Source organism: Gardnerella sp. c12Ub_1, assembly GCF_055804375.1.
Genome location: NZ_JANUZC010000001.1, coordinates 183,682 through 204,829 on the forward strand (window position 1 = coordinate 183,682; position 21,148 = coordinate 204,829).

The 21,148-nt window shown below is 39.4% G+C and carries 14 protein-coding genes; 10 read left to right on the top strand and 4 right to left on the bottom strand.

The window, feature by feature from the left end; all coding sequences use genetic code 11:
- Positions 1 to 103: 103 nt before the first annotated feature.
- Both NYP65_RS00760 and NYP65_RS00765 read left to right on the top strand, forming a co-directional pair.
- Complete coding sequence (locus NYP65_RS00760) at positions 104 to 931, top strand: ABC transporter ATP-binding protein (protein WP_004132833.1); 828 nt, start codon at positions 104 to 106, stop codon at positions 929 to 931.
- Positions 932 to 947: 16 nt separating this feature from the next.
- Positions 948 to 3,641 (top strand): ABC transporter permease, encoded by a 2,694-nt coding sequence (locus NYP65_RS00765; protein ID WP_473410471.1) that lies wholly within the window; start codon positions 948 to 950, stop codon positions 3,639 to 3,641.
- 142 nt (positions 3,642 to 3,783) lie between these two features.
- Here NYP65_RS00765 and NYP65_RS00770 read toward each other — a convergent pair whose 3' ends face one another.
- Complete coding sequence (locus NYP65_RS00770; protein ID WP_060785931.1) at positions 3,784 to 4,503, bottom strand: response regulator; 720 nt, start codon at positions 4,501 to 4,503, stop codon at positions 3,784 to 3,786.
- A gap of 18 nt (positions 4,504 to 4,521) precedes the next feature.
- Positions 4,522 to 7,071 (bottom strand): DUF7134 domain-containing protein, encoded by a 2,550-nt coding sequence (locus NYP65_RS00775; protein WP_102704640.1) that lies wholly within the window; start codon positions 7,069 to 7,071, stop codon positions 4,522 to 4,524.
- A gap of 129 nt (positions 7,072 to 7,200) precedes the next feature.
- Between NYP65_RS00775 and NYP65_RS00780 the strand changes: the two genes are divergently transcribed.
- The 4 genes from NYP65_RS00780 (at position 7,201) to NYP65_RS00795 (ending at position 11,591) form a co-directional block, all read left to right on the top strand.
- A complete protein-coding gene (locus NYP65_RS00780; protein ID WP_473410473.1) occupies positions 7,201 to 8,580 on the top strand; it encodes an alpha/beta fold hydrolase in 1,380 nt (459 codons plus the stop codon).
- Positions 8,581 to 8,713: 133 nt separating this feature from the next.
- On the top strand, positions 8,714 to 9,517 hold the full coding sequence (proC, locus tag NYP65_RS00785) for a pyrroline-5-carboxylate reductase (RefSeq protein ID WP_102704638.1): 804 nt from the start codon (positions 8,714 to 8,716) through the stop codon (positions 9,515 to 9,517).
- 56 nt (positions 9,518 to 9,573) lie between these two features.
- On the top strand, positions 9,574 to 10,662 hold the full coding sequence (gene ychF / locus NYP65_RS00790; protein ID WP_016635390.1) for a redox-regulated ATPase YchF: 1,089 nt from the start codon (positions 9,574 to 9,576) through the stop codon (positions 10,660 to 10,662).
- 230 nt (positions 10,663 to 10,892) lie between these two features.
- Positions 10,893 to 11,591 carry a L,D-transpeptidase gene (locus tag NYP65_RS00795; RefSeq protein ID WP_473410474.1) on the top strand — a complete coding sequence of 233 codons (699 nt, stop codon included), beginning with the start codon at positions 10,893 to 10,895 and terminating at the stop codon, positions 11,589 to 11,591.
- Between the two features lie 114 nt (positions 11,592 to 11,705).
- Here NYP65_RS00795 and NYP65_RS00800 read toward each other — a convergent pair whose 3' ends face one another.
- The gene (locus NYP65_RS00800) at positions 11,706 to 12,767 is read right to left on the bottom strand and encodes a YeiH family protein (RefSeq protein WP_473410475.1); all 1,062 of its coding nucleotides are present in this window, start codon (positions 12,765 to 12,767) and stop codon (positions 11,706 to 11,708) included.
- A 239-nt stretch (positions 12,768 to 13,006) separates the two neighbouring features.
- On the opposite strand from NYP65_RS00800, the gene NYP65_RS00805 reads away from it, so the two are divergent.
- From NYP65_RS00805 to NYP65_RS00815, 3 genes are all read left to right on the top strand, one after another.
- Complete coding sequence (locus tag NYP65_RS00805; RefSeq protein WP_018642886.1) at positions 13,007 to 13,375, top strand: DUF488 domain-containing protein; 369 nt, start codon at positions 13,007 to 13,009, stop codon at positions 13,373 to 13,375.
- Positions 13,376 to 13,717: 342 nt separating this feature from the next.
- On the top strand, positions 13,718 to 15,007 hold the full coding sequence (locus NYP65_RS00810) for a uracil-xanthine permease family protein (RefSeq protein ID WP_004117966.1): 1,290 nt from the start codon (positions 13,718 to 13,720) through the stop codon (positions 15,005 to 15,007).
- A gap of 147 nt (positions 15,008 to 15,154) precedes the next feature.
- Positions 15,155 to 18,721, top strand: coding sequence for a UPF0182 family membrane protein (locus NYP65_RS00815; RefSeq protein ID WP_473410476.1), 3,567 nt, complete (start codon positions 15,155 to 15,157; stop codon positions 18,719 to 18,721).
- Between the two features lie 108 nt (positions 18,722 to 18,829).
- Here NYP65_RS00815 and NYP65_RS00820 read toward each other — a convergent pair whose 3' ends face one another.
- On the bottom strand, positions 18,830 to 19,621 hold the full coding sequence (locus NYP65_RS00820) for an ABC transporter permease (protein ID WP_016635396.1): 792 nt from the start codon (positions 19,619 to 19,621) through the stop codon (positions 18,830 to 18,832).
- Positions 19,622 to 20,007: 386 nt separating this feature from the next.
- On the opposite strand from NYP65_RS00820, the gene NYP65_RS00825 reads away from it, so the two are divergent.
- The gene (locus NYP65_RS00825; protein ID WP_473410771.1) at positions 20,008 to 21,048 is read left to right on the top strand and encodes an ABC transporter substrate-binding protein; all 1,041 of its coding nucleotides are present in this window, start codon (positions 20,008 to 20,010) and stop codon (positions 21,046 to 21,048) included.
- Positions 21,049 to 21,148: the final 100 nt, after the last annotated feature.

Consider the following 21,148-nt stretch of genomic DNA (forward strand, 5'->3'; position numbering starts at 1 on the left):
TATTATTCCAATGAAAATATCAGCCTTACGCACTATAGAGAATGCGTTTTTAATCACGTAAATTGTAATTGTAAGGTAATCACAGAAGTATGTGAGGTGCAAAATGAGTGTTGAAAATAGTCAAGATACGCGTTTTACGCAAATGAATTATTCCGCTCAAGAAGGTTTGATTGGCGAGACTGCGGTTGCAGCTTTGCATGTTGTTAAAGATTTTGGCAAGGGCGCAGGCATTGTTCACGCTTTGCGAGATGTTAGCGTTAGCTTCGAGCGCGGCAAGTTTACGGCGATTATGGGTCCTTCTGGTTCTGGAAAGTCAACTTTAATGCATTCTTTGGCTGGTCTTGACAGCGTTAATTCTGGAAAAGTTTTGGTAGATGGCCTAGATATTACAGGTATGAGCGATAATCAGCTTACGCTTATGCGCCGCGAAATGGTTGGGTTTATTTTCCAAAGTTTTAATCTTCTTCCAATGTTTAGCGCTGAGCAAAATATTCTTATGCCTCTTACTTTGGCAGGCAAAAAGCCAGATAAGCAATGGTTTAATACTTTGATTAATACTCTTGGCTTGCAAGATCGCTTAAAGCATAGGCCTGCTGAGCTTTCTGGTGGTCAGCGCCAACGCGTTGCAATCGCTCGAGCTTTAATCTCTAAGCCTTCCGTAGTTTTTGCAGACGAGCCTACTGGCAATCTCGATTCTGCTTCCAGTTTGGAAGTTTTGCATTTTTTGAAGAAGTCTGTAACGGAACTTGGTCAAACTGTGATTATGGTTACTCACGACGCTGTTGCAGCGTCTTATGCAGATAGAGCAATCGTGTTTGCAGATGGTCAAATCGTTGAAGACGTGCAAAATCCTACTGCAGAAGGAATGAGCAAGATGCTTATGGAACGCAGCGAGGCTGGCGTTAATAATCAGCCTGCTCAATTGCAATAAAAGGGGTGAAGTTAGAATGTGGAAAATCGCACTAAAACTTATGCGTAAAAGCGTGCGCATGTTAATCGCCTCTGGAATTGCAATTCTTATAGGCAGCATGTTTATGAGCGCTACTTTGCTTTTTGCAAACAGCGTTGATGACTTGATGGTTCGTAACGCAACAAATGAATTCGGTAGCGCAAATTATGCAATCTCATTTAGGAATCCTAACAGTTCTCCGAGTAGTAAAATTCATTATAAAGACCTTCATTTAGACGAAATATCGAAGATGCCTGGTGTTAATGGCATTCGTAGTGATGATGCGACTGCTCTTGTAAGAGTGGAAAAAGGTGATAAATCAGTTACGAGTATTGCTTGGTCTAATGGTTTGTATGGAAATCTTCCTGTGTATAAATCAACAGAAGGTAGAGAACCGCAAAAAATAGGTGAAATAACTCTTATTAAAAGTATTGCTAAATCAATACATGCAAATATTGGCGATACTATAACTTTGGTTAAAGTAGATGACACTGGCGGAGATAAAGAAAAATCGTACGATGTTCGTGTGGTTGGTCTTGTTGATGATGGAGAGCATTCTCAAATACCATTTTCAAATCGCGGCACATATCTTGGTGGCGTAACGAATGATTTTTGTGCAAAACTCAACAATCTTAAGAATTTTGACAATGAAGTTGTGCAAAGCAAAGTGTACATGAGTATTGATGAATCTAAAATAAACGATTTATCTCCTAAGATTAACTCTTTGCTTCCTTCGAGATTCTCTCTTATGTCTAGGCATGAAGTTGGCGTAAGAGCTGTTCGAAATGTGTCTAACGGTACCAATTTTGTAACCATGTTCTTGCTATCTTTTGGTATTCTAGCGTTGCTTATTTCTTCGCTCGTTATAGCAAACACATTCCAAGTTTTGGTTGCTCAACGCAGACGCACTCTTGCACTTTTGCGCGTAATCGGTGCACAATCGCACCAGCTTTATGCAGCAGTTTTGCTTGAAGCTGCAATACTTGGAGTTATTTCTGCGGCTGTTGGCGTGCTTTGTGCAATCGGATTTATGGGCGCAATTAGTAACGTGAATATTAATTCTGGACCGTTATCTAAGATTCCTTTGATTGTTTCGCTTCCAGCGGTTGTGTGGCCAATAGCAATTGGCACGATTGTAACAGTTCTTGCATCTATGGGTGCTGCGAGGTCGGCTACAAAAGTAACGCCTATGGAAGCGCTACGACCAATGGATTTGATTAAAGATAAGCGTGCAAGCATTATTCGCGCTGTTTTTGGTGTTGTGTTTATTGTTGTAGGCATTTTAGCTACGGCTTTAAGTGCTACTTCTTTAGCAAGCATGATTGCGAGGAGGTCTCCTACTGCTGGTTCTGACTCTTGGATGACTTTGCTTGGAGCAATGTTTGGTTGCGCGCTTGTTTTTATTGGTATTGTTATGACATCCATATTCTGGATGCCGTTTGCTATGAAGGCAACTGGCGCAATCATGGCACTTTGTGGTCCTGCATCTAAAGTTGCTAACGCAAACGTGCAAAGAAATCCTAGAAGAGTTGCGGCAACTGGAACAGCTTTGCTTATTGGCGTAACGCTTGTTTCTACAGTAGTAACGGGCGCAATGTGCGGTAAAGCAACTCTTAAAGGTGTTGTTGATGATCATTACAGTGTTGACATTATTATTCAAGGCAAGAATGTTGATGAATCTCTAGCTGCCGACATTTCAAAGATTAGTGGAATAAAGCATACTGAGTTGCTTCCTGCAGTTCCTATGACTTTTAAGAACGCTAAGGGCAAAACTGAGTATGCTATGGCAGCTGGAGTTGATAATGTAAATCAACTTAAAAATGTAATGCACACTGACCTTGATGGCGTTAACATAAACAAAGATTCTATACTTTTGCCTAAGTTTAATAACGAAGGCGGCGAACCTTTTGACCTTAAAAAAGGAAACCTTAATCTGCAAGCTTACGTAGAAAAGTATAGTTCTGGTGAAACAGACAGTAATAATATTACGCCATTTACTGGCATGAATACAGACTCGAGTAATAACGATAAGAGCATTACTGTAAAGCAAGTTCAGTTTAAGAAGTATAGAAATGTTAATATATACTCAAGGAATACTGCTTTTGTTAGCAAATCTTACTTCAATAACTACCTTAAGCCTACAACGCATATTTTGCTTATTTCGGTAGACTCTAGCAAAGCTAATCTTGTAGATATTGTTAAAAATATTAGAAATATTACATCTAGCTATGCGGAGGTTATGGCTGGTGGAAGCGTGTTCCAACGAGCGCAGTGGGAGAGTGCTATCGACATAATGATGATGTTGCTTGTTGGCTTAATAGCAGTAGCTGTTGTGATTGCTTTAATAGGCGTTGCAAACACATTAAGCTTGTCTGTTATTGAGCGAACCAAAGAATCTGCAACTTTGCGCGCAATCGGCATGACAAGAGGACAGGTTAGAAGATCTCTTGCGTTGGAAGCAACGTTGATCTCCCTAACAAGCACTGTTTCTGGCTTGATTGTTGGAACAGCGTTTGGGTGGATTGGATCCTACATGGTATTTAGCGCAATTGGCAAAGTTCCGTTTGTAGTTGATTGGGCTATTTACGCGGTTCTCGCTCTAATCGCTTTGCTTGCAGCGCTTCTTTCCAGCGTTCTTCCAGCTCGTAGAGCAGTGAAGTCTTCGCCAGTAGTTGCGCTTGCGGAGGACTAATCGCTAGAAACGCAAAACAAAATGCGGTTGCAATTTTAATCATTCAATTAAGAATTGATTAATTTGCAGCCGCATTATTTTTATAGAAAAGATTTATTGTCTATAAGAACATTCGCATTGTTTTTTATTTTTATAAAAATAGTTAAACAAGACTGTTTTCGTAAGCAAACACAACAGCTTGGACTCTGTCTCTTGCATTGATTTTTCCCAAAATATGCGCAACATGCGTTTTAACTGTTGGCAAGCTAATAAACAGTTTATTAGCAATCTCTTGGTTAGATAGTCCGTGAGCAATCTCTACAAGAACTTCGCGCTCGCGATCTGTTAAATCATTTAAGCAAGAATCGTACGTGTTTGCGCTTTGCTCGTTTTTAGTCGCAATCTCTTCTTTTGATTTTTCTTCATCGTTAGGCTTAGAGATCATTGACTCAATTAAGCGCTTTGTAGCAGTTGGAGCAATAATTGCGTTTCCTTGATACACAGTTCGTATTGAATTAAGCAATGTTTCTGGCTCTGTATCTTTAAGCAAAAATCCCGATGCGCCCGTATGAATCGCAGCCATAACGTATTCGTCTAAATCAAAAGTTGTTAAAATAATAATGTGCGTATTGCTATTAGCATCTTCTTGCAAGATTTTGCGCGTAGCTTCCAAACCGTCCATGTTAGGCATGCGCACGTCCATCAAAATAACGTCTGGATTTTCCTTTGACGCAACTTCTACAATTTCATTTCCATTCGCTGCTTGCGCAACAACTTGCATATCTTTTTGCGAGTTGATTACCATAGCAAATCCTGCGCGCACAAGCTCTTGATCGTCTGCTATTGCGACTCGAATTACTCCATTGTTTTCCATATTTTCCATGTTTTCCATACTATCAATTTATTCGTGCTTGTTGGCAAGTCTGTGTTGAATTTGTTCATCAAGCGAAGGAGCGGGGCGAACCGCAATCTCAGTTATATTTGCACTATTATTTGATGAATTAACACTTGAACCTGTTTCTCGCAAAATTCCAAGTAGTTTTCGCATGTACCTAAGTGCTGAGCGACCTTCATCTCCAATGTTTTTAAAAGCTTTACTAATTGCTTCAATTTGTTCCTGCTCTAGTTCTTGCTTTTTCTCTTGCTCTAGTTTTGTTGACTTTGGCTTTTCTGCATTGCTATTTGATTTTTCGTATTCATTTAGCATATATATTCCACTATTTGCAGCATCAATTACTTTATGCAATGTAACTGCAACTTTTTGCTGAATGTTTGCACTAATACGCTGCCTTTCGGCATTTGCTGCAAGTACTTCTAGCTGTTTTTGCTCTTGCTCTAATTCTGTTCTGCGCGCTTTTAGAATCAGCAAATTATTGTCATCGTTTCTGCGGTAATAAGCAAATGCAATGGCAATAAAACAAATTAACGCAACTATAAAACCAAAAATTAATCCTACGGACGCCATTTGCATAATGTCATAAAAATTAGTTGTGTACGCATTAGAAGTAAAAAATCGTATTGGAGTTTCATTTTGCGGAATATTTCTTGATGCAACACCAATTTTTACAGCAAAAATAGCAGATTCGGCGAGTACTACAGCACTAACCCACTGCCATGCGTGCTTTTTACCATAGAGCACAGCAGCATAAACAATGGCTGGTATAAAGAAATTAGCGAATAAAATATTAGGTAAGCATATAAGCTGTATTGCAGAAAATACTGCTGCAATAATTGCGCACATAGTTGGAGCTTTTCTGCGAAACATGAATGGCACCATGGTTGTAAGAGTAAATACTATATAAAGTATTTGTACTAAAAGTGAGCTGGAATATTGTGAATGCATTACATTTCCAACAATAAAATCGTAAGTTGGTATAAAAAGCATTAGAACAGTCCAAGGCGATGCATAAATAACATCTCCAATAAGCCAATGTTGTTCAAACCATTGCGATACTTTTTCAATCCTATTTTGTGAATCATTTGCTTCTGGCAAAACTTTTGATGAGGTTTTATCGCTTGTATTTGCTGGTTTTTCTTGCACTGATAATGGATTATTAGCTTTTGCGTTTTTATAAGTAGCGTTAGGAATACTGTTTAATACAGAAGCAGTAGTGTTTGATTGGTCTGTGCTGTAAGAGTATGGAATAAAAGCAGCAATACTAAATGTTCCATCGTTTTGTATTCCATAATCAAGTGTTCCATGAAGATTTTCAATGCGTTCTTTCATGCCAATCAAACCATAACCATTTTTATGTTGCGCATTGCTATTTTGCGTTTGGTTAACTTCAAGCTTGTGTACTTCGTTTGTGATTTTTAGTGTTAATCCTTGTTCGTTCCATTCTTCGTGAATGTCTATTTTGATGCCATTTCCTGCGTGCTTTCGAATATTAGTAAGAGACTCCTGAACAACGCGGTATGCAACGGTTTGTGCATCTTTGTTGAGTTTATTAGAAGAATTTATGCCATCAACAGTGTGCCAAAAAATATTTTTAGGAGATGCGATTTTTGCTTGCTCAATAAGCGAAGGTATGTGATTGAAATCCAATTGAGCGGATGGAGCGTCTGTTAAAGCTTCTAGCAGTCGACGCATGTCGTGAACGGCGCGCTCTGATTCGTTTTTAATAATATGCATTGTTTTTTTAGCAAGAGAAATATCTTGTGTTGCTGCATAGCGACCACCGTCTGCTTGAACAATAATAATAGAAAGCGTGTGAGCAACAATATCGTGCATATCCCTAGCGATTCTAGCGCGCTCTGCAGTAACAGCAATATGCTGAGCTTTTTTTCGGTACGCGCGAATAGCGTTATTGTTCTCTTGTAAAAGTTGAATAGTGTGCACGTGAGTGCGCTGCCAGTAGCCAATAATAACCGTAATTGTAGTAATAATAATCGCAAAAATTATAGTAGGAATTGCAAAATCAAGTATAATTGAAACGCAATTTTTTATGTTACTACTATTTATATTTTTTACGCTGCAAGAATAACTAGCTTTTGAATGATTGTTGCCATATATTGGCCCCATTACAATATTCCACGATATTACTGCGCAAGATAATACGGTTGTTACGTAAGCTGCAATAACAAAAGCTTTTGAATGCTCTGGATTTCCGCGTGCAATAGCATTAACAAGTAGCACAAAGCCAAAGAAATCAGCAAGAAGTTGAGTAGGGCCAAATATTACTTGCAAAATGCATGCAACAATAAAAATAACAGCTGTGTGTTCGGGCCATATTCTTCGTACTGAAAGTAATGATGCAACAACAATATTTATAAGCAAGGTTGTAATTAGCGAACTTTGCGTCAAGAATCCGTCAACATTGCTTATAATAGTATACCGATTGTTTGAAAGTGTAAAAAGAATAAGTGGAATAATGCCCCACAATATATCGTTTAGCGTAAGCTCAGTGCGTAAGCGTTGTATGGCTTTGTTAAACGTGTGAGATATTTTCATACCTACTAGGCTAGTACACGGTACTTTATAGAACAATCGAACTTTAGTATGATTTATATAAGAGTGCGAGTTTGCGTATGTGATTTGTTGTTGCAATGTTGCATGCGAGTGCAGAAAGGAATGTTTACAATGGCACTGCTAACAAAGTATTACGTACCAGGATTGTATGTAGAAGAGCGCGCAATCGATGTTCCTTTAGACTGGGAGCAAAATACTCCAGGCGATTCTATTAAAGGGGAGACGATTCGCCTATTTTGCAGAGTTATTTGCGCTCCAGAACATGTGCATGACGATTTGCCTTTGCTAGTGTTTTTGCAAGGAGGTCCAGGCGGCCAGTGCCCTCGTCCGCTTTCGCCGTCTAGCGATGGTTGGATTCAAGAGGCAATTAAGCATTTTCGTGTTGTTCTTCCAGACCAGCGTGGTGTTGGGCGCTCTTCTAGGGTAGATGCTTCTACGATTAAGCGCATGGCAGACGACGGCGTGAGTGTAGAGAGGCAAGCATGGTACTTAAAGCGATTCTTAGCAGATTCCATTATTCGCGATTTTGAGCATTTGCGCTTAACTGAATTCAATGCAAAGCCGTGGGTTTCTTTGGGTCAAAGTTATGGTGGATTCTTAACGCTTACGTATTTGTCTCTTTTCCCACAGGGCTTACTTGCAAGCTTTACAACGGGCGGTATTCCTCATGTTCCAGCTAGTGCGCGTGAAGTTTACGAGCACACATTCCCACGTATGGCTAGAAAAACTGAGCAATTCTACGAGCGTTATCCGCAAGATGTTGCGCGCGCTGCAGCTATTGCAGATAGGATTTCTCAAGGAGATGTTTTCTTACCTAATGGCGAAAAGTTAACGGTTGAGCGATTCCAGACTCTTGGTTCGTCTTTTGGCATGAAGCCAAGCTTTGAAAGGGTTCATTGGCTGATTGACTCCGCTTTTTCGGATGGAGATGGCTCTCTTAAGGCGTTTAAGCATGGTGGTGGAACAGCAGATGGCTATTTAAGTGATGAGTTTCTTTATGGTGTTATGGATGCAACATCTTCTAGTCCGCTATATTGGCCGCTGCAAGAATTTATTTATGCTGATGGTGAATTAGAGCACCCGATTTTGTGGGCAGCTCAGCAGGTTAGGGAAACAATGCCAGAGTTTTCTGGTAGCGCGCGTCCGCTTTTGTTTACTGGAGAAGCTGTGTTTCCGTGGATGTTTGATCAGCAAAAAGCTTTGCAACCATTCTTGCCAGCAGTTGATTGCATAATGAACGATATGCAATTTGGCAAGATTTACGATTTAGATCAGCTTGCAAATAACGAAGTTCCTTTGCAAGCAGCGGTTTACTTCGACGACTTGTATGTTGATTCTGGTCTTCAGCTAGACACTTTGTCTCATATTTCTAACTCTCATTATTGGACAACTAACGAGTTTGAGCACGATGGAGTTCATGGCGACTTTGTGTTCCGTCATTTGTTGGAAGAAGCAAGGAATCGTGGAGATTTAGAGTCTATATATAAGTGATATAAGTGATAAGTAACTTTTGATTAAAGTACCTAACAAATGATTAGATATACAAGTTATATATACAAATGATTAGATACTTAATAAAAAGTTAGTGTTTATTTTAGTGTTTATTTATTAAGGGGATTTGTTAATGAGTTCTAACTCAATTGGAACCGTTGGATTTATTGGCTTTGGAAACATGGCTCAAGCGATTGCGCAAGGCTTGATTCGCGCTAATGTTTTACAAGGCAAAGATATGGTTGCAAGCGCGGCGCACTTTGAAAAACTTGCTAATAATGCAAGCAAATTTGGCGTAAAAGCGTTAAAAAGCGCGTGTGAAGTTTGCGATTCTAGCAATGTTTTAATTTTGGCTGTAAAACCAAATCAAATAGAAGAAGTTTTGCAACCTATTGCAAAAACTATTGTAGAAAGAAAAATCGCAATTATTTCCGTTGCAGCAGGCTGGACTCTTAAGCGTTACCAGAATCTACTTGGCAAAGATGCTAACGTGCAATGCATTATTCCAAATACGCCAATCGCAGTTTGCCAAGGAGTCACTCTAGCAGAAAGTGAAAATACGCTAACAGATAGTCAACTAGAAGCTTTTAACGCGATTTTTGAGCCTATATCTTTAGTTGAACGAGTAGATAGCGAGCACATGAATATTGCAATGTGTGTTTCTAGTTGCGCTCCAGCTTTTACTGCTATGTACATGGAAGCTTTAGCAGATGCTGGCGTAAAGTATGGTCTAAAGAGAGATTGTGCATATCGCTTGGCTGCAAAGATGATTGAGGGAGTAGGCGCGTTGTATATGGATACTCGCGTTCACCCAGGGGCTATGAAGGACGCAGTATGCTCTCCTGGTGGAACTACGATTCGAGGTGTTGCAAAGCTAGAATCGTGTGGTTTTAGGGGAGATGTTATTAGCGCTGTTGACGCAATTCAACAAAAATAAAACAGTACGAGTATAGTAGTGTAGTCACTTCCGCTAGCTGGTCTAAAGTAGGTAATATGTCTTTAACTATTGGAATCGTAGGTTTGCCTAACGTTGGTAAATCAACTATGTTTAATGCGCTAACACGAAACAACGTTTTAGCGGAAAATTATCCGTTTGCAACAATCGAGCCAAATACTGGTATTGTTCCTTTGCCAGACAAACGTTTGCCTGTTTTAGCAAAGCTTGTTAAAACCGAGAAAATCGTTCCAGCAACCGTTACATTTGTTGATATTGCAGGAATCGTTAAGGGTGCAAGCGAAGGCGAAGGCTTGGGAAACAAGTTCCTTGCTAATATTCGCGAAGCGGATGCTATTTGTGAAGTTGTTCGCGCGTTTAACGATGATGACATTGTGCACGTTAATGGCAAGGTAGATCCTGCAGACGACATTGACACAATCAACACGGAACTTATTCTTGCGGATTTGCAAACAATCGAGAATGCTTTGCCAAAGTTAGAAAAAGATTTACGCGGCAAAAAAGTTACTCAAGAATACGTTGGCGCAGTGAACAAAGCTAAAGAGATTCTTGAATCTGGAAAGACGATTGATCAGGCTCATAATGAGAAGTTGATTAATAAAGACGACGTTTACGATTTGCACTTGCTTACCGCTAAGCCTTTTATTTACGTGTTTAACGTTGACGATTCAGAGCTTTCGGATGATTCTTTGAAGTCTAAGCTAGCGGAGTCTGTAGCTCCTGCAAAGGCGATTTTCCTTAACGCGCAATTTGAGTCGGAGCTTACTGAGCTTGATGAAGAAGATGCTAGAGAGATGCTTGCAGATGCTGGATTGCAAGAATCTGGATTGGATCAGCTTGCGCGCGTTGGCTTTGATATTCTAGGGCTTCAAACCTATTTGACTGCTGGCGTTAAAGAAGTTCACGCATGGCAAATTCATAAAGGTTGGACAGCTCCGCAAGCTGCAGGCGTTATTCACACAGATTTTGAGCGTGGATTTATTAAAGCAGAAGTTGTTTCTTACAATGATTTTGTTGAAGCTCAAGGTTCTATGGCAAAAATCAAGGAAGAAGGAAAGCTTCGTCTTGAAGGCCGCGATTATGTTATGCAAGACGGAGATATTGTTGAATTTAAGTTTAATGTGTGATTAGTTAAACAATAATCATATTAATGTGTAACGGCGCTGCTTAGGTACTATAGTATAGTATCAAAGCAGCGCCTTTATCTTGTTTATTATGGAGATTTTATGAAAATATTTTATGCTTTCAAAAGCGTTCTAAAGTCGCTTATTGCGCGATTAGTGAAATATGTTATTAGCTTAAATCTCCAAAAAATCGCAAAATTTTCTACAAGCGTGCGCTCGCTTTTCTAATTGTTTTGGTCTTCTTTAGTTTTGTTGGATTCCAAGTATCGCATGTTGTTCAAGAAGCTAATAAGCGTATTTTTGTAAATCTTAAAGCACAATATTTTAAGTCGCATAATCTTGATTCCGCTTTGAGTAATGTAAAAAGTAAAAAAGGCGATAATTTTGGCGCAAAGTCGAAAGCAAAAAAGACGCCATTAGAGCATAATGATAAGTCTAAAGATGAGTCTAAAGATAGCTCTAATGTGCAAAATCAAAATGCGAATGCAATTGATTTTTCTAACTTATGGAAGATTTCTACAGGTGGTCAATATCCAAATCTTTCTGGGATAGATGCAAATCATTTGCAAGTAAATGTAGACCTTAAAAAACAACGTGTTTATATTTATGCGAATAATAATATTGTTTACACAATGATTGTTAGCTCTGGAATGAATAACTCCACACCTAAAGGCGATTTTAGAATAGGCCGTAGGGGATACCACTTTTACAATAGAATCGAAGGAATGGGTGGAGACTATTGGGTTGGTTTTATAGGAACAACGTATTTGTTCCACTCTGTTCCAACTCGCGCTAATTTTGGCGATTATATTGTAGAGGAAGCGCAAAAACTTGGGGCTCCTGCATCGCACGGATGTGTGCGACTAAGTGTTCCAGATGCTAATTGGTTTTATACGAATATTCCAGACGGAACAGCAGTACATATTGAATAATCTGTTTTAGAGTTATGTGAAGCATTTACGCAAGTAAGAAATATAAAAAATCAGGAGATTTCAAAATGGAATCCCCTGATTTTTGTTTGTGTTGGTTTTATCTTCTCTTGTTTATTAGAAGAACAAAACGCTAGCTGCACAGGCCAATGCAGTTAGAACTATAGATGCCAGGAAGCTTGCTAAGAATGCTGCTTTTCCTTGCTTGAATATAACTCTAAAGTTTACGTTGATTCCAAGAGCAGCCATAGCCATTCCAAGGAAGACGTATCCTGCGTCAACAAGGAGGGATGCGTAAGACGAAACAAAAGGCACATACGTACCAATAACGGATGCTGCAATAAATCCAAGCATAAACCATGGGAAGTTGATTTTGCGCTTTCCGTTATCTTCTACTTGGCTGTGGCGAGCATTCCACCAAATTGCAATAAAGATTGATGTAGGAACAAGCATAAGAACTCGTGTAAGCTTCATGATTGTTGCAATATCGATGCTTCCAAAAGCTCCGCCTGCTGCAACAGCGTGTGCGATTTCGTGAAGCGATGCGCCGGCAGCAATTCCAAGTTGCTGTTTAGTCATTCCAAAGTGAGGAAGAATAAAGATTTCTGCCAAAGCGTAGATTGTGCCCATTATTGCAACTGTTGCAACAGCCATAACTTCGTTTTGTTCTTTTTCGTCCTCTTCTTGTTGAGGAACGGGCATAGATCCCGAAAGACCCATAACAGCTGCAGCTCCGCAAATGCTTGTGCCTCCTGCGGTTAGCATTGCAAGTTGAGGGCTTACTTTAAGAAGTTTTGCAATATTATATGTAACGCAAACCATAACAGCAACGAGTACAGCTGCGATTGGCAAGCACTTTAATCCTTGAGTAAATAGAACGTGCAAATTTAGCTTAAAGCCAAGCAAAATAATGCCAAGTCGAAGTAGCTTATTTGCGATTAGGCCAGCAGATGCTTTAACGCCTGCTCGTCTAGAATCATTGTTCAACTTGTATACGTGCAAAGGCAGCTGCAGAGCCATACCAATAAGCAACGCAATAATAAGAGCTCCCAAAAGGCTTAGGCCTGGGAACTGCTTGAGCCAGCTGCCGATTAAGGAAGCTAGAAGTGTAAGCACAGCTATAAGAGCCATGTTTGTTGTGCAGATTTTCTTTTTCCATGTATCAAAGAAATTAACCATTTAGCCAATTATTCTCTCATAATCGGACAAAAACGAACAAAAAATCAAAAATATTTACACATTTTCTAGCATTTTGTTGTAATGGCAAGCGACACGCCTATATAAAAATCACATAATAAAACATATTCGATAAAAATCTATCGTAGTTTTGTATTAGTTCCATTTACATTGTGATTAATTAAATCTTGTTGAAAAAAATCATAATTGTGTAATCATTATATGTAGTTAAAGAGGTAATTATGTGCAATATTAATATTCAAATTAAACGCATTTATGAATCGTTTGATGAACATGATGGCTTGCGGGTATTAGTAGATAGATTGTGGCCTAGAGGAATAAGTAAAGAAAAGGCAAATCTTGATTTGTGGTGTAAAGATATTGCTCCATCAAGTGATTTGCGAAAATGGTTTAGCCATAAGCCTGAGCGCTTTAACGAATTTTCTAATCGTTATATTGAGGAGCTAGACGAGAATCAAGATTGTGTAAACCAAATCGTAGATATATGTAGAAAAAGTAAAAAAGTAACGTTTTTATATGGAGCGAAAGATCCGCGTATAAATCATGCAATTGTGTTAAAAGATTACATTCAAAATGTTTTGCAAAATTAAGATTGTAATAAGCGAATCTAATACATAAGCAAAAGTTTATGTTTATAAACTTTTATGAGTAATAATTAGTGGTGTTTGATGCGTTTTCGACACACCGATTTTCCTTGATATTTCAACAAAACAAATTTATAAATTTATTATTTTTCAAATTGTCTCGACACTTTGTGATTAGTACATTAGAATGACCACTTGGCTAGGGGGCGGCGGTTGGTATAGCCTCTGCAAAATCTGCCAAACCTGCGCACAAGTAGTGCTTGTTTTTTTTTAAGCTGGCGCTTGTTTTGGTGGTTGTTTTTCAATCACAAACGTATATATAAACTTGTTTTATGCAAGGAGAAAACGATGAAATCGTTGTTTACATGGCAGCTTCATGGAGACGGAAAAACTTTGAAGCCAGGAGAAGTAGTAGAGCCAGATGAGCGTTTAACTTGGACTCGTACTGCTGGTATTGGCGCTCAGCATGTTATTGCTATGTTTGGCGCAACATTCTTAGTGCCAATTCTTACAGGCTTTGATCCGTCTACTACTTTAATGTTCACGGCTCTTTCCACGGCACTGTTCTTACTTATTAACGCAAATAAGCTTCCTAGTTATTTAGGAAGCTCTTTTGGTCTTATAGCACCTGTTATGGCTGTAACTGCAGCCCATAAGGGCATTGCTGTAGCAAGCTTTGGCATTATGTGCACTGGTTTGCTTCTTGCTTTAATCGGTGTGCTTGTGCATTTTGCAGGAGCAAAGTGGATTGACATTATTATGCCTCCTGTTGTTAACGGTGCAATTGTTGCAATCATTGGCTTTAACTTGGGTCCAGCTGTTTGGGGTAACTTCCAAAAGGCTCCAGACACTGCTTTGGTAACTTTGGTTGCAGTTATGCTTATTGCAGTGATTTTCCGCGGTCTTCTTGGACGATTGAACATTTTGCTTGGTGTTCTTGTTGGCTACGCGTATGCATGCTTCCAGGGTCAAGTTGACTTTAGTAAGATTGAGCAAGCAGCTTGGATTGGATTCCCTAAGTTCCACACTCCGCAAGTTGACTTCTCTGTTTTGCTTATGTTCTTGCCAGTTGTGCTGGTTCTTATTGCAGAAAACGTTGGTCACGTTAAGTCTGTAGCTCAAATGACTGGACGCGACTACGATTCCAAGATTGGTACAGCTTTGTTTGCAGACGGCTTAGGAACTGCAATCGCTGGCTGCTTTGGTGGTTGCGGTACTACAACTTATGGCGAAAACATTGGCGTTATGGCTGCAACAAAAGTGTATTCTACGGCTGCTTATTGGTGCGCTGCATTCTTTGCATTCGTATTAAGCCTTTGCCCAAAGTTTGGTGCAATTGTAAACTCCATTCCAGCAGGCGTTTTGGGCGGTGTAACCACTTTGCTTTACGGCATGATTGGCATGATTGGCGTGCGCATTTGGGTAGAGAACAAAGTGAACTTCGATAAGCCAGTTAACATTATGATTGCTGCAATCGTTATGATTATTGGCATTGCTAACTTCCAATTTGCTGTTTCTGGAATTCAGTTCAACGGGATTGCAATCGGCACAGTTGTTGTGTTGGTTGTGTACCACATTATGAAAGCTATTGGAAAGCTTACTGGAACAATCGCTAAAGACGATCCAGATGTTGCTTAGCTTAAATGCTTATATGATTTAATTTAATCAAATTAGGCGCGTTCGCTACTTTGTGAGCGCGCTTTTTGTAATTACTTTTGACTACATAACAAACACAACGAACACAACACGTAGATTGGGAATAATTAGTATAGTATTATTAACCTTATGTTGAAAGTCATCATAGAAATAATCATTGGCGTTGCATGGGCTGCTTTTGGCGCTTATATGGCTAAAAAACCTAAAAACACTAAAGTGCATAAGCGTTCCGATTATACAAGCGATGGAAAGAAAAAGAGCAATCAAAATAATGATTCTGCCAATACTTCTGCCGATACTTCTGCAGATGATTCTATTGACCAAGATGTAGTTATAGAAAGCATTGATGAAGATAATAGCAATGCAAATGTTGTTGCTAAAGATGCTTCTAAAGATGAGTCTAATAGTGAAAACAAAGATAAGACTTCTTCAAAGTTTGCAAAAAAAATAAAAGATTTGGCAGACTATTATAGTGACGATGATGACCTTGGTGACCTCTTTAGCGATATATTAGAAGCTAAGAAAAAATTAGAAAACGAAGGCGACTCGCCAAAAAATAGCGATACTAGCGATGCTAGCGAAGATAGTAAAGATAGTAAAAGCAATAAAAGCGATATAAAAAACTCAAATAGTAAGGAGAATAATCGCTATATGAGAATAGATTTTGATGTAAATAAGTTTGTTGGAAAATCAAGAAAATGGCGTTGGATTATTGTTGCAATAGTAGTAGCAATAGCGTTTATATGCTCAATTATTTTTGGTTTTTCTACTTTTATTACAGATTGCATGTGGTATGCGCAACTTGGATTTGAGAGCGTAATCTGGATTCAACTAGCCGCTAAAATCGGCGTTTGGGCTTTGTATGCTCTGCTTATGGCTGCGTTTGGGTATTTGTCTGCATATATTGCGATTAAAAAACGCCCTGGAAGCGAAGATGGCGTATATGTTAAAGAAAAAGGCAATATTTTAGACACTAAAAAGGGAATAAGCTCTAAGCTTGCAATGCATGTTGCAGGAGTTGTGTCTTTGATTGTAGGCGCTGTGTTTGGAATGCAATTCTACAATCATTGGGTGCAAATTTTGCTTATGTTTAACTACCAATCATTTGGTATTAAAGATCCGCAATTTGGATTTGATAACGGTTTTTATGTGTTTACTTTGCCAGGCTTGCGACTTTTTACAAGAGCGTTTATTGTTCTTCTTGCTGTTTCTTTGCTATTTAGCGTTATAACAAACGCTTTGATGGGAGCTGTAAGAATTACGCTTCCTGTAGATGGAAAGGGCATTTTTAGCATAACTAAAAGCGCAAGGCGTCAAATTTCTGCGTGGTTTATGCTTGTTATTATTTTCTGGTCCGTTTTGCAAATATTAGATGTGTTTGCGATTGTAAATTTGGATGGTTCTAAGATTACTGGCGGATCTTACACAGATATGAATGCTGGTGTGCCTTCCAGCATTGCAATGGCTGTAATAACACTAATTGTTGGAATTGTTATAACAGCGTGGTTGCTAAAATCTCACGCTCTTAATGGAAATGTAAAAATTGGCACGCGATTTGTTGTAGCTGTTAAAGCTTGGCGCACGCCTGCTATAGCTGTTGCATCTTTAGTTGTATGCGCTATGGTGTTGTCTTTTGCTTGGCCTGCTCTTTTGCAACGTTTTAAGGTAGCGCCGAATGCACAAGAATTAGAAGCCACTTATATTCAGCGAAATATTGATGCAACTAAGTTTGCGTATGGCTTAAATAATGTTAAAAAAGAATCGTATAACGCTACTTCGGAAGGAAAGTCGGGAGCGCTAGCAAAAGAAGCGGAGTCTACTGCACAAATCAGGCTTTTAGACCCTCAAGTCACTTCTCCAACATTCCGCCAATTGCAGCAATCTAAGCAATACTATACTTTTGCAGATACTCTTTCTGTAGATAAGTACGACATTGATGGCGTGAGTCAAGACACGGTTATTGCTGCGCGCGAGCTTGATTTAGCTGGAAACGATAATCGAAATTGGGTTAATGACCACACTGTTTATACGCACGGGTATGGCGTTGTTGCAGCTTACGGAAATAAGGTTACTGCAGATGGTCAGCCGCAATTTATGGAGTATGGAATTCCAACTCAAGGAAAGCTTACAAAGTTGAAGAAGTATGAGCCGCGTATCTACTTCTCGCCAAATGCTCCAAAGTATTCGATTGTTGGTTCTCCAAAAGGCTCTGCTCCTTGGGAATTTGATTATCCAACTGGCTCAAATGGTGCTTTAACAACGTTTAAGGGAAATGGTGGACCAAGTGTAGGTAACTTCTTCTCTAAGCTGCTGCACGCTATTCGTTTTGAATCAGATCAAATCTTATTCTCGGATAGAGTTACTGCAAATTCTCAGATTTTGTATGATCGCGATCCTAAGACTCGCGTTTCTAAAGTCGCTCCATACTTGACATTAGATGGGCGCGTTTACCCAGCAGTTGTTGACGGACGAGTTAAGTGGATTGTTGACGGATATACAACGTCCGACTCTTACCCATATTCGCAAATGACTGATTTTGGGCAGGTGACTCAAGATTCTACAACAACAACATCTCGTTCGATTAAAGGTTTGACTAATCAGCGAGCAAACTATATTCGCAATTCAGTTAAAGCTACTGTTGATGCGTACGACGGTTCTGTTGACTTGTATGTGTGGGATAAAAAAGACCCTGTGATTAAAGCTTGGAGATCAATATTCCCAGGGCATTATCACGATATTTCTAAGATTTCTGGCGATTTGATGAGTCATATTAGATACCCAGAAAGCTTGTTCAAAGTACAAAGGCATTTGCTTGCAAAGTATCATGTTGACAGCGCAAGCCAGTTCTTCTCGGGAGAAGACTTCTGGCAGACTCCAGTAGATCCTACAGAATCTCAAAGTCTTCAGAGAGAAGATATTTTGCAACCTCCATACTATTTGACTTTGCAAACTAGAGGAGCAAACAAGCCAGTATTTTCGCTTGTTTCTACATACATTCCTGCTGGAAGATCTACTCGAGAGATCCTAACTGGATTCTTGTCTGTAAATTCAGATGCTGGAAATGTTGCTGGAAAAGTAAGCGAAAATTATGGCCAACTAAGACTTCAAGAGTTACCTAAAGTTTCCAATGTTCCAGGACCTGGTCAAGCTCAAAACAACTTTAATGCTAATGCAAATGTTTCTAAAGAGTTGAATTTGCTTGAATCTGGATCAACTAAAGTTAAGCGTGGAAACTTGCTTACATTGCCACTTGGCGGTGGATTGGTTTACGTAGAGCCTGTTTATGTACAATCTAGCGGATCTACTAGCTACCCATTGCTTAAGAAAGTATTGGTTGCTTTTGGAGATCAAGTTGGATTTGCAGACACTTTGGATGAAGCATTAAACCAAGTATTTGGAGGAAACTCTGGCGCAAATGCTGGAGATGCTTCCAATAATTCTGGCGTAAACAATATTGCTTCTAATCCTAAGCAAAAAGATTCGGCTAAGAATAACGAAAATGGCAATAAAAATGCCAATGCTAAGGCAGACGCTGATTTTAGTGCAAAAGCAAAAATGGCTCTTAAACGAGCAGCTCAAGCGCTAAAGGATTCGGATGTTGCAATGAAATCTGGAGATTGGCAAGCGTATGGCAAAGCTCAAAAAGAGTTAAGCGATGCGATTAACGATGCTATTAAAGAAGACTCTGGAAAGTAAAAGCAAAAGTCAAAGAAGCGCATAAAGCAGCTTTAGATTAATAAAAATAATGCCGAGCATAGTTTAGATTATGTTCGGCATTATTTTATGTGTTGGCTTTATGCGTTTTTACATTTGATTATCTGGGTCTTCGTCGTCTTCTACAGGACCGAGCAATAATCGCTCGCTTATATTAACTACGCCCATCAATATTGCTGTAAACGCAATAATTACGAATGTTGCAGAAAAAATAAGCGGAGTGCGGAAAGAATTATATGCAGCTTGCAGCCAAATACCTAATCCTTGACGAGCGCCAAGATACTCTGCAGTAGTAGCTGCGCCAAAAACGTAGGCTGTGCTAATGCGAATTCCACCAAAAATTTGTCGAGCTGCAATCCTTAATTTTACGTGCCAAAGCGTCCAAACTCGTCCCGCTCCGCATGTTAGAGCTACATCGCTATAAAAACTTGGAACTGCATCAAGACCTCTAATTGTTTGAACAGCAATAGGGAACATGCTAAAAATAGCTACGATAACAATTTTTCCAGACATTTCGAAACCGAACCATATAAGAAATAGCGGGGCAATCGAAATAAGTGGTAACGTTTGTGCAGCACAAAGAAGGGGGAACAAAGCTGCGTGAACCAGCTTGCATACGTGAAAAAGTACGCCCAGTAAAATGCCGCACACAATGGCAAGACTAAAACCAACAATTGTCTCTTCAATAGTTGCAAGGGTTGCAGGCCATAATTGTGGCCACACTTCACAAGTTGCTTTAGCAATATCTGTAGGAGTTGGAATAGAATTTTCTGGAATTTTATAGAATTCGCAAGAAAGCTGCCAAAAAATTAGTAATGTAATAGTAGAAATTATTGTTGGCAGATAATTGTGCAGTAGTGTTTTCCAGCGCGCGCGCGTCATGGAATATCGTTCCTTTCAGTACACAAGCCATAATGCTTGTTGTAGCTGCTTGACTGCTGCCCCAATCAAACAACGTAAAATTTTACAAACTTTCTTGTATGAAAATATCACATAGCTAGTATGTAGTTCGCAAGCGTGTATTTTATGCGTATTTGTCTTTCGATTAGTGCATAATTTAGTCGTTTCGTGAGTCAATGTGTGGCAAACCAAAAGTTCTAATTTTTTGGGGGCATTGAACGGCGCGGGCTAGGCCCTTGATACCGTTTTCTGCCAAGTTCGTGTCACATTCCCAGAAAGCGGTTATTTATAAGAAAGCTAGGGAATTCATGATATGCGAATTATGGCGCAATGTGCGAGCTTTTTGTTTGAAATTTAATAAAAATATTATGCGTGCAATAGCAGTTTTTATAAGCTCATGCTGTATTCTGTCTTTGTGCGCGTGCGGATCAAACAATAGTAAGCAGAATAGTAAATCTGGTCTTCAAAACGTTTCGTTTATGCTTTCGTGGATACCTGATACTAATCATATTGGCATATACGTGGCAAAGCATATGGGATGGTTTAAGCAAGCTGGTTTACACGTGAATATTTTGGCTGTGTCTCAAACTGGTGCCGAGCATGCTGTTGACTCTGGTGCTGCGGATTTTGCTTTAAGTAATATTACTAGTCTTGCAGATTTCAGTACAAAAGGCACTAAATTGAAGGAAGTTTTGCAAGTTCAGCAAAAGCCTAGCGCAATTTGGTGCTCTCTTTATAAAAATACTAAAATTCATTCTCCTAAAGACTTTGATGGTAAAACTTTTGCAACCTTTGGATCTGCAGAAGGTGATGCTGTGATTCGTAGAATGATTCAGCATGATGGTGGCAAAGGTAAGTTCGATAAGGTTACTGTTGGTACTTCTACGTTCCGTACGCTTGAATCTGGAAAAGCTGATTTTGGTGGTTTTTATGGTACTTGGGAAGGTGTGCAGGCGGAAATGTATGGTCCAAAGTTGCGTTGCTTTAAGACAGCGGATTATGGAGTCCCTGGTCAGCCAGATACGATTGGTGTTATTACTAACGCAAACACAGTTAAGCGCAATCCGAAGCTTGTTCGCGCTTTTGTTAAAGCCGTTAAGCACGGTTATGAATACGCTTACAATCATCCAGATGAAGCTGCGAACATTTTAGTAAAAGAAGCTCCTGAATCTAATCTTGATGTGAAATTCGTTAAGCGAAGCATGAAGATGATTGTTGACGGGCAATATTGGGGTAATCGTGCAGACATAAAAAGCGGCAAGTTTGTGTTCGGCACAAATGATGTTAAGGGTGCTCAAGAATACTTCGACTTCCTAAGCAAGGAAGGTGCGTATACGGATTCTAAAGGCAAAGTAACATATAAAACTCCTCAAGCAAAAGAATTAACTACGGACGAATTTTTGAAGTAGTTTACGCAATGACTTGAGTCTTGCTAAAATAAAGTACAGTATATGAGGGCGTATCGGGTAGTTGTATAATCCAGCTTCAATCGGTACGCCCGTTTTGTTG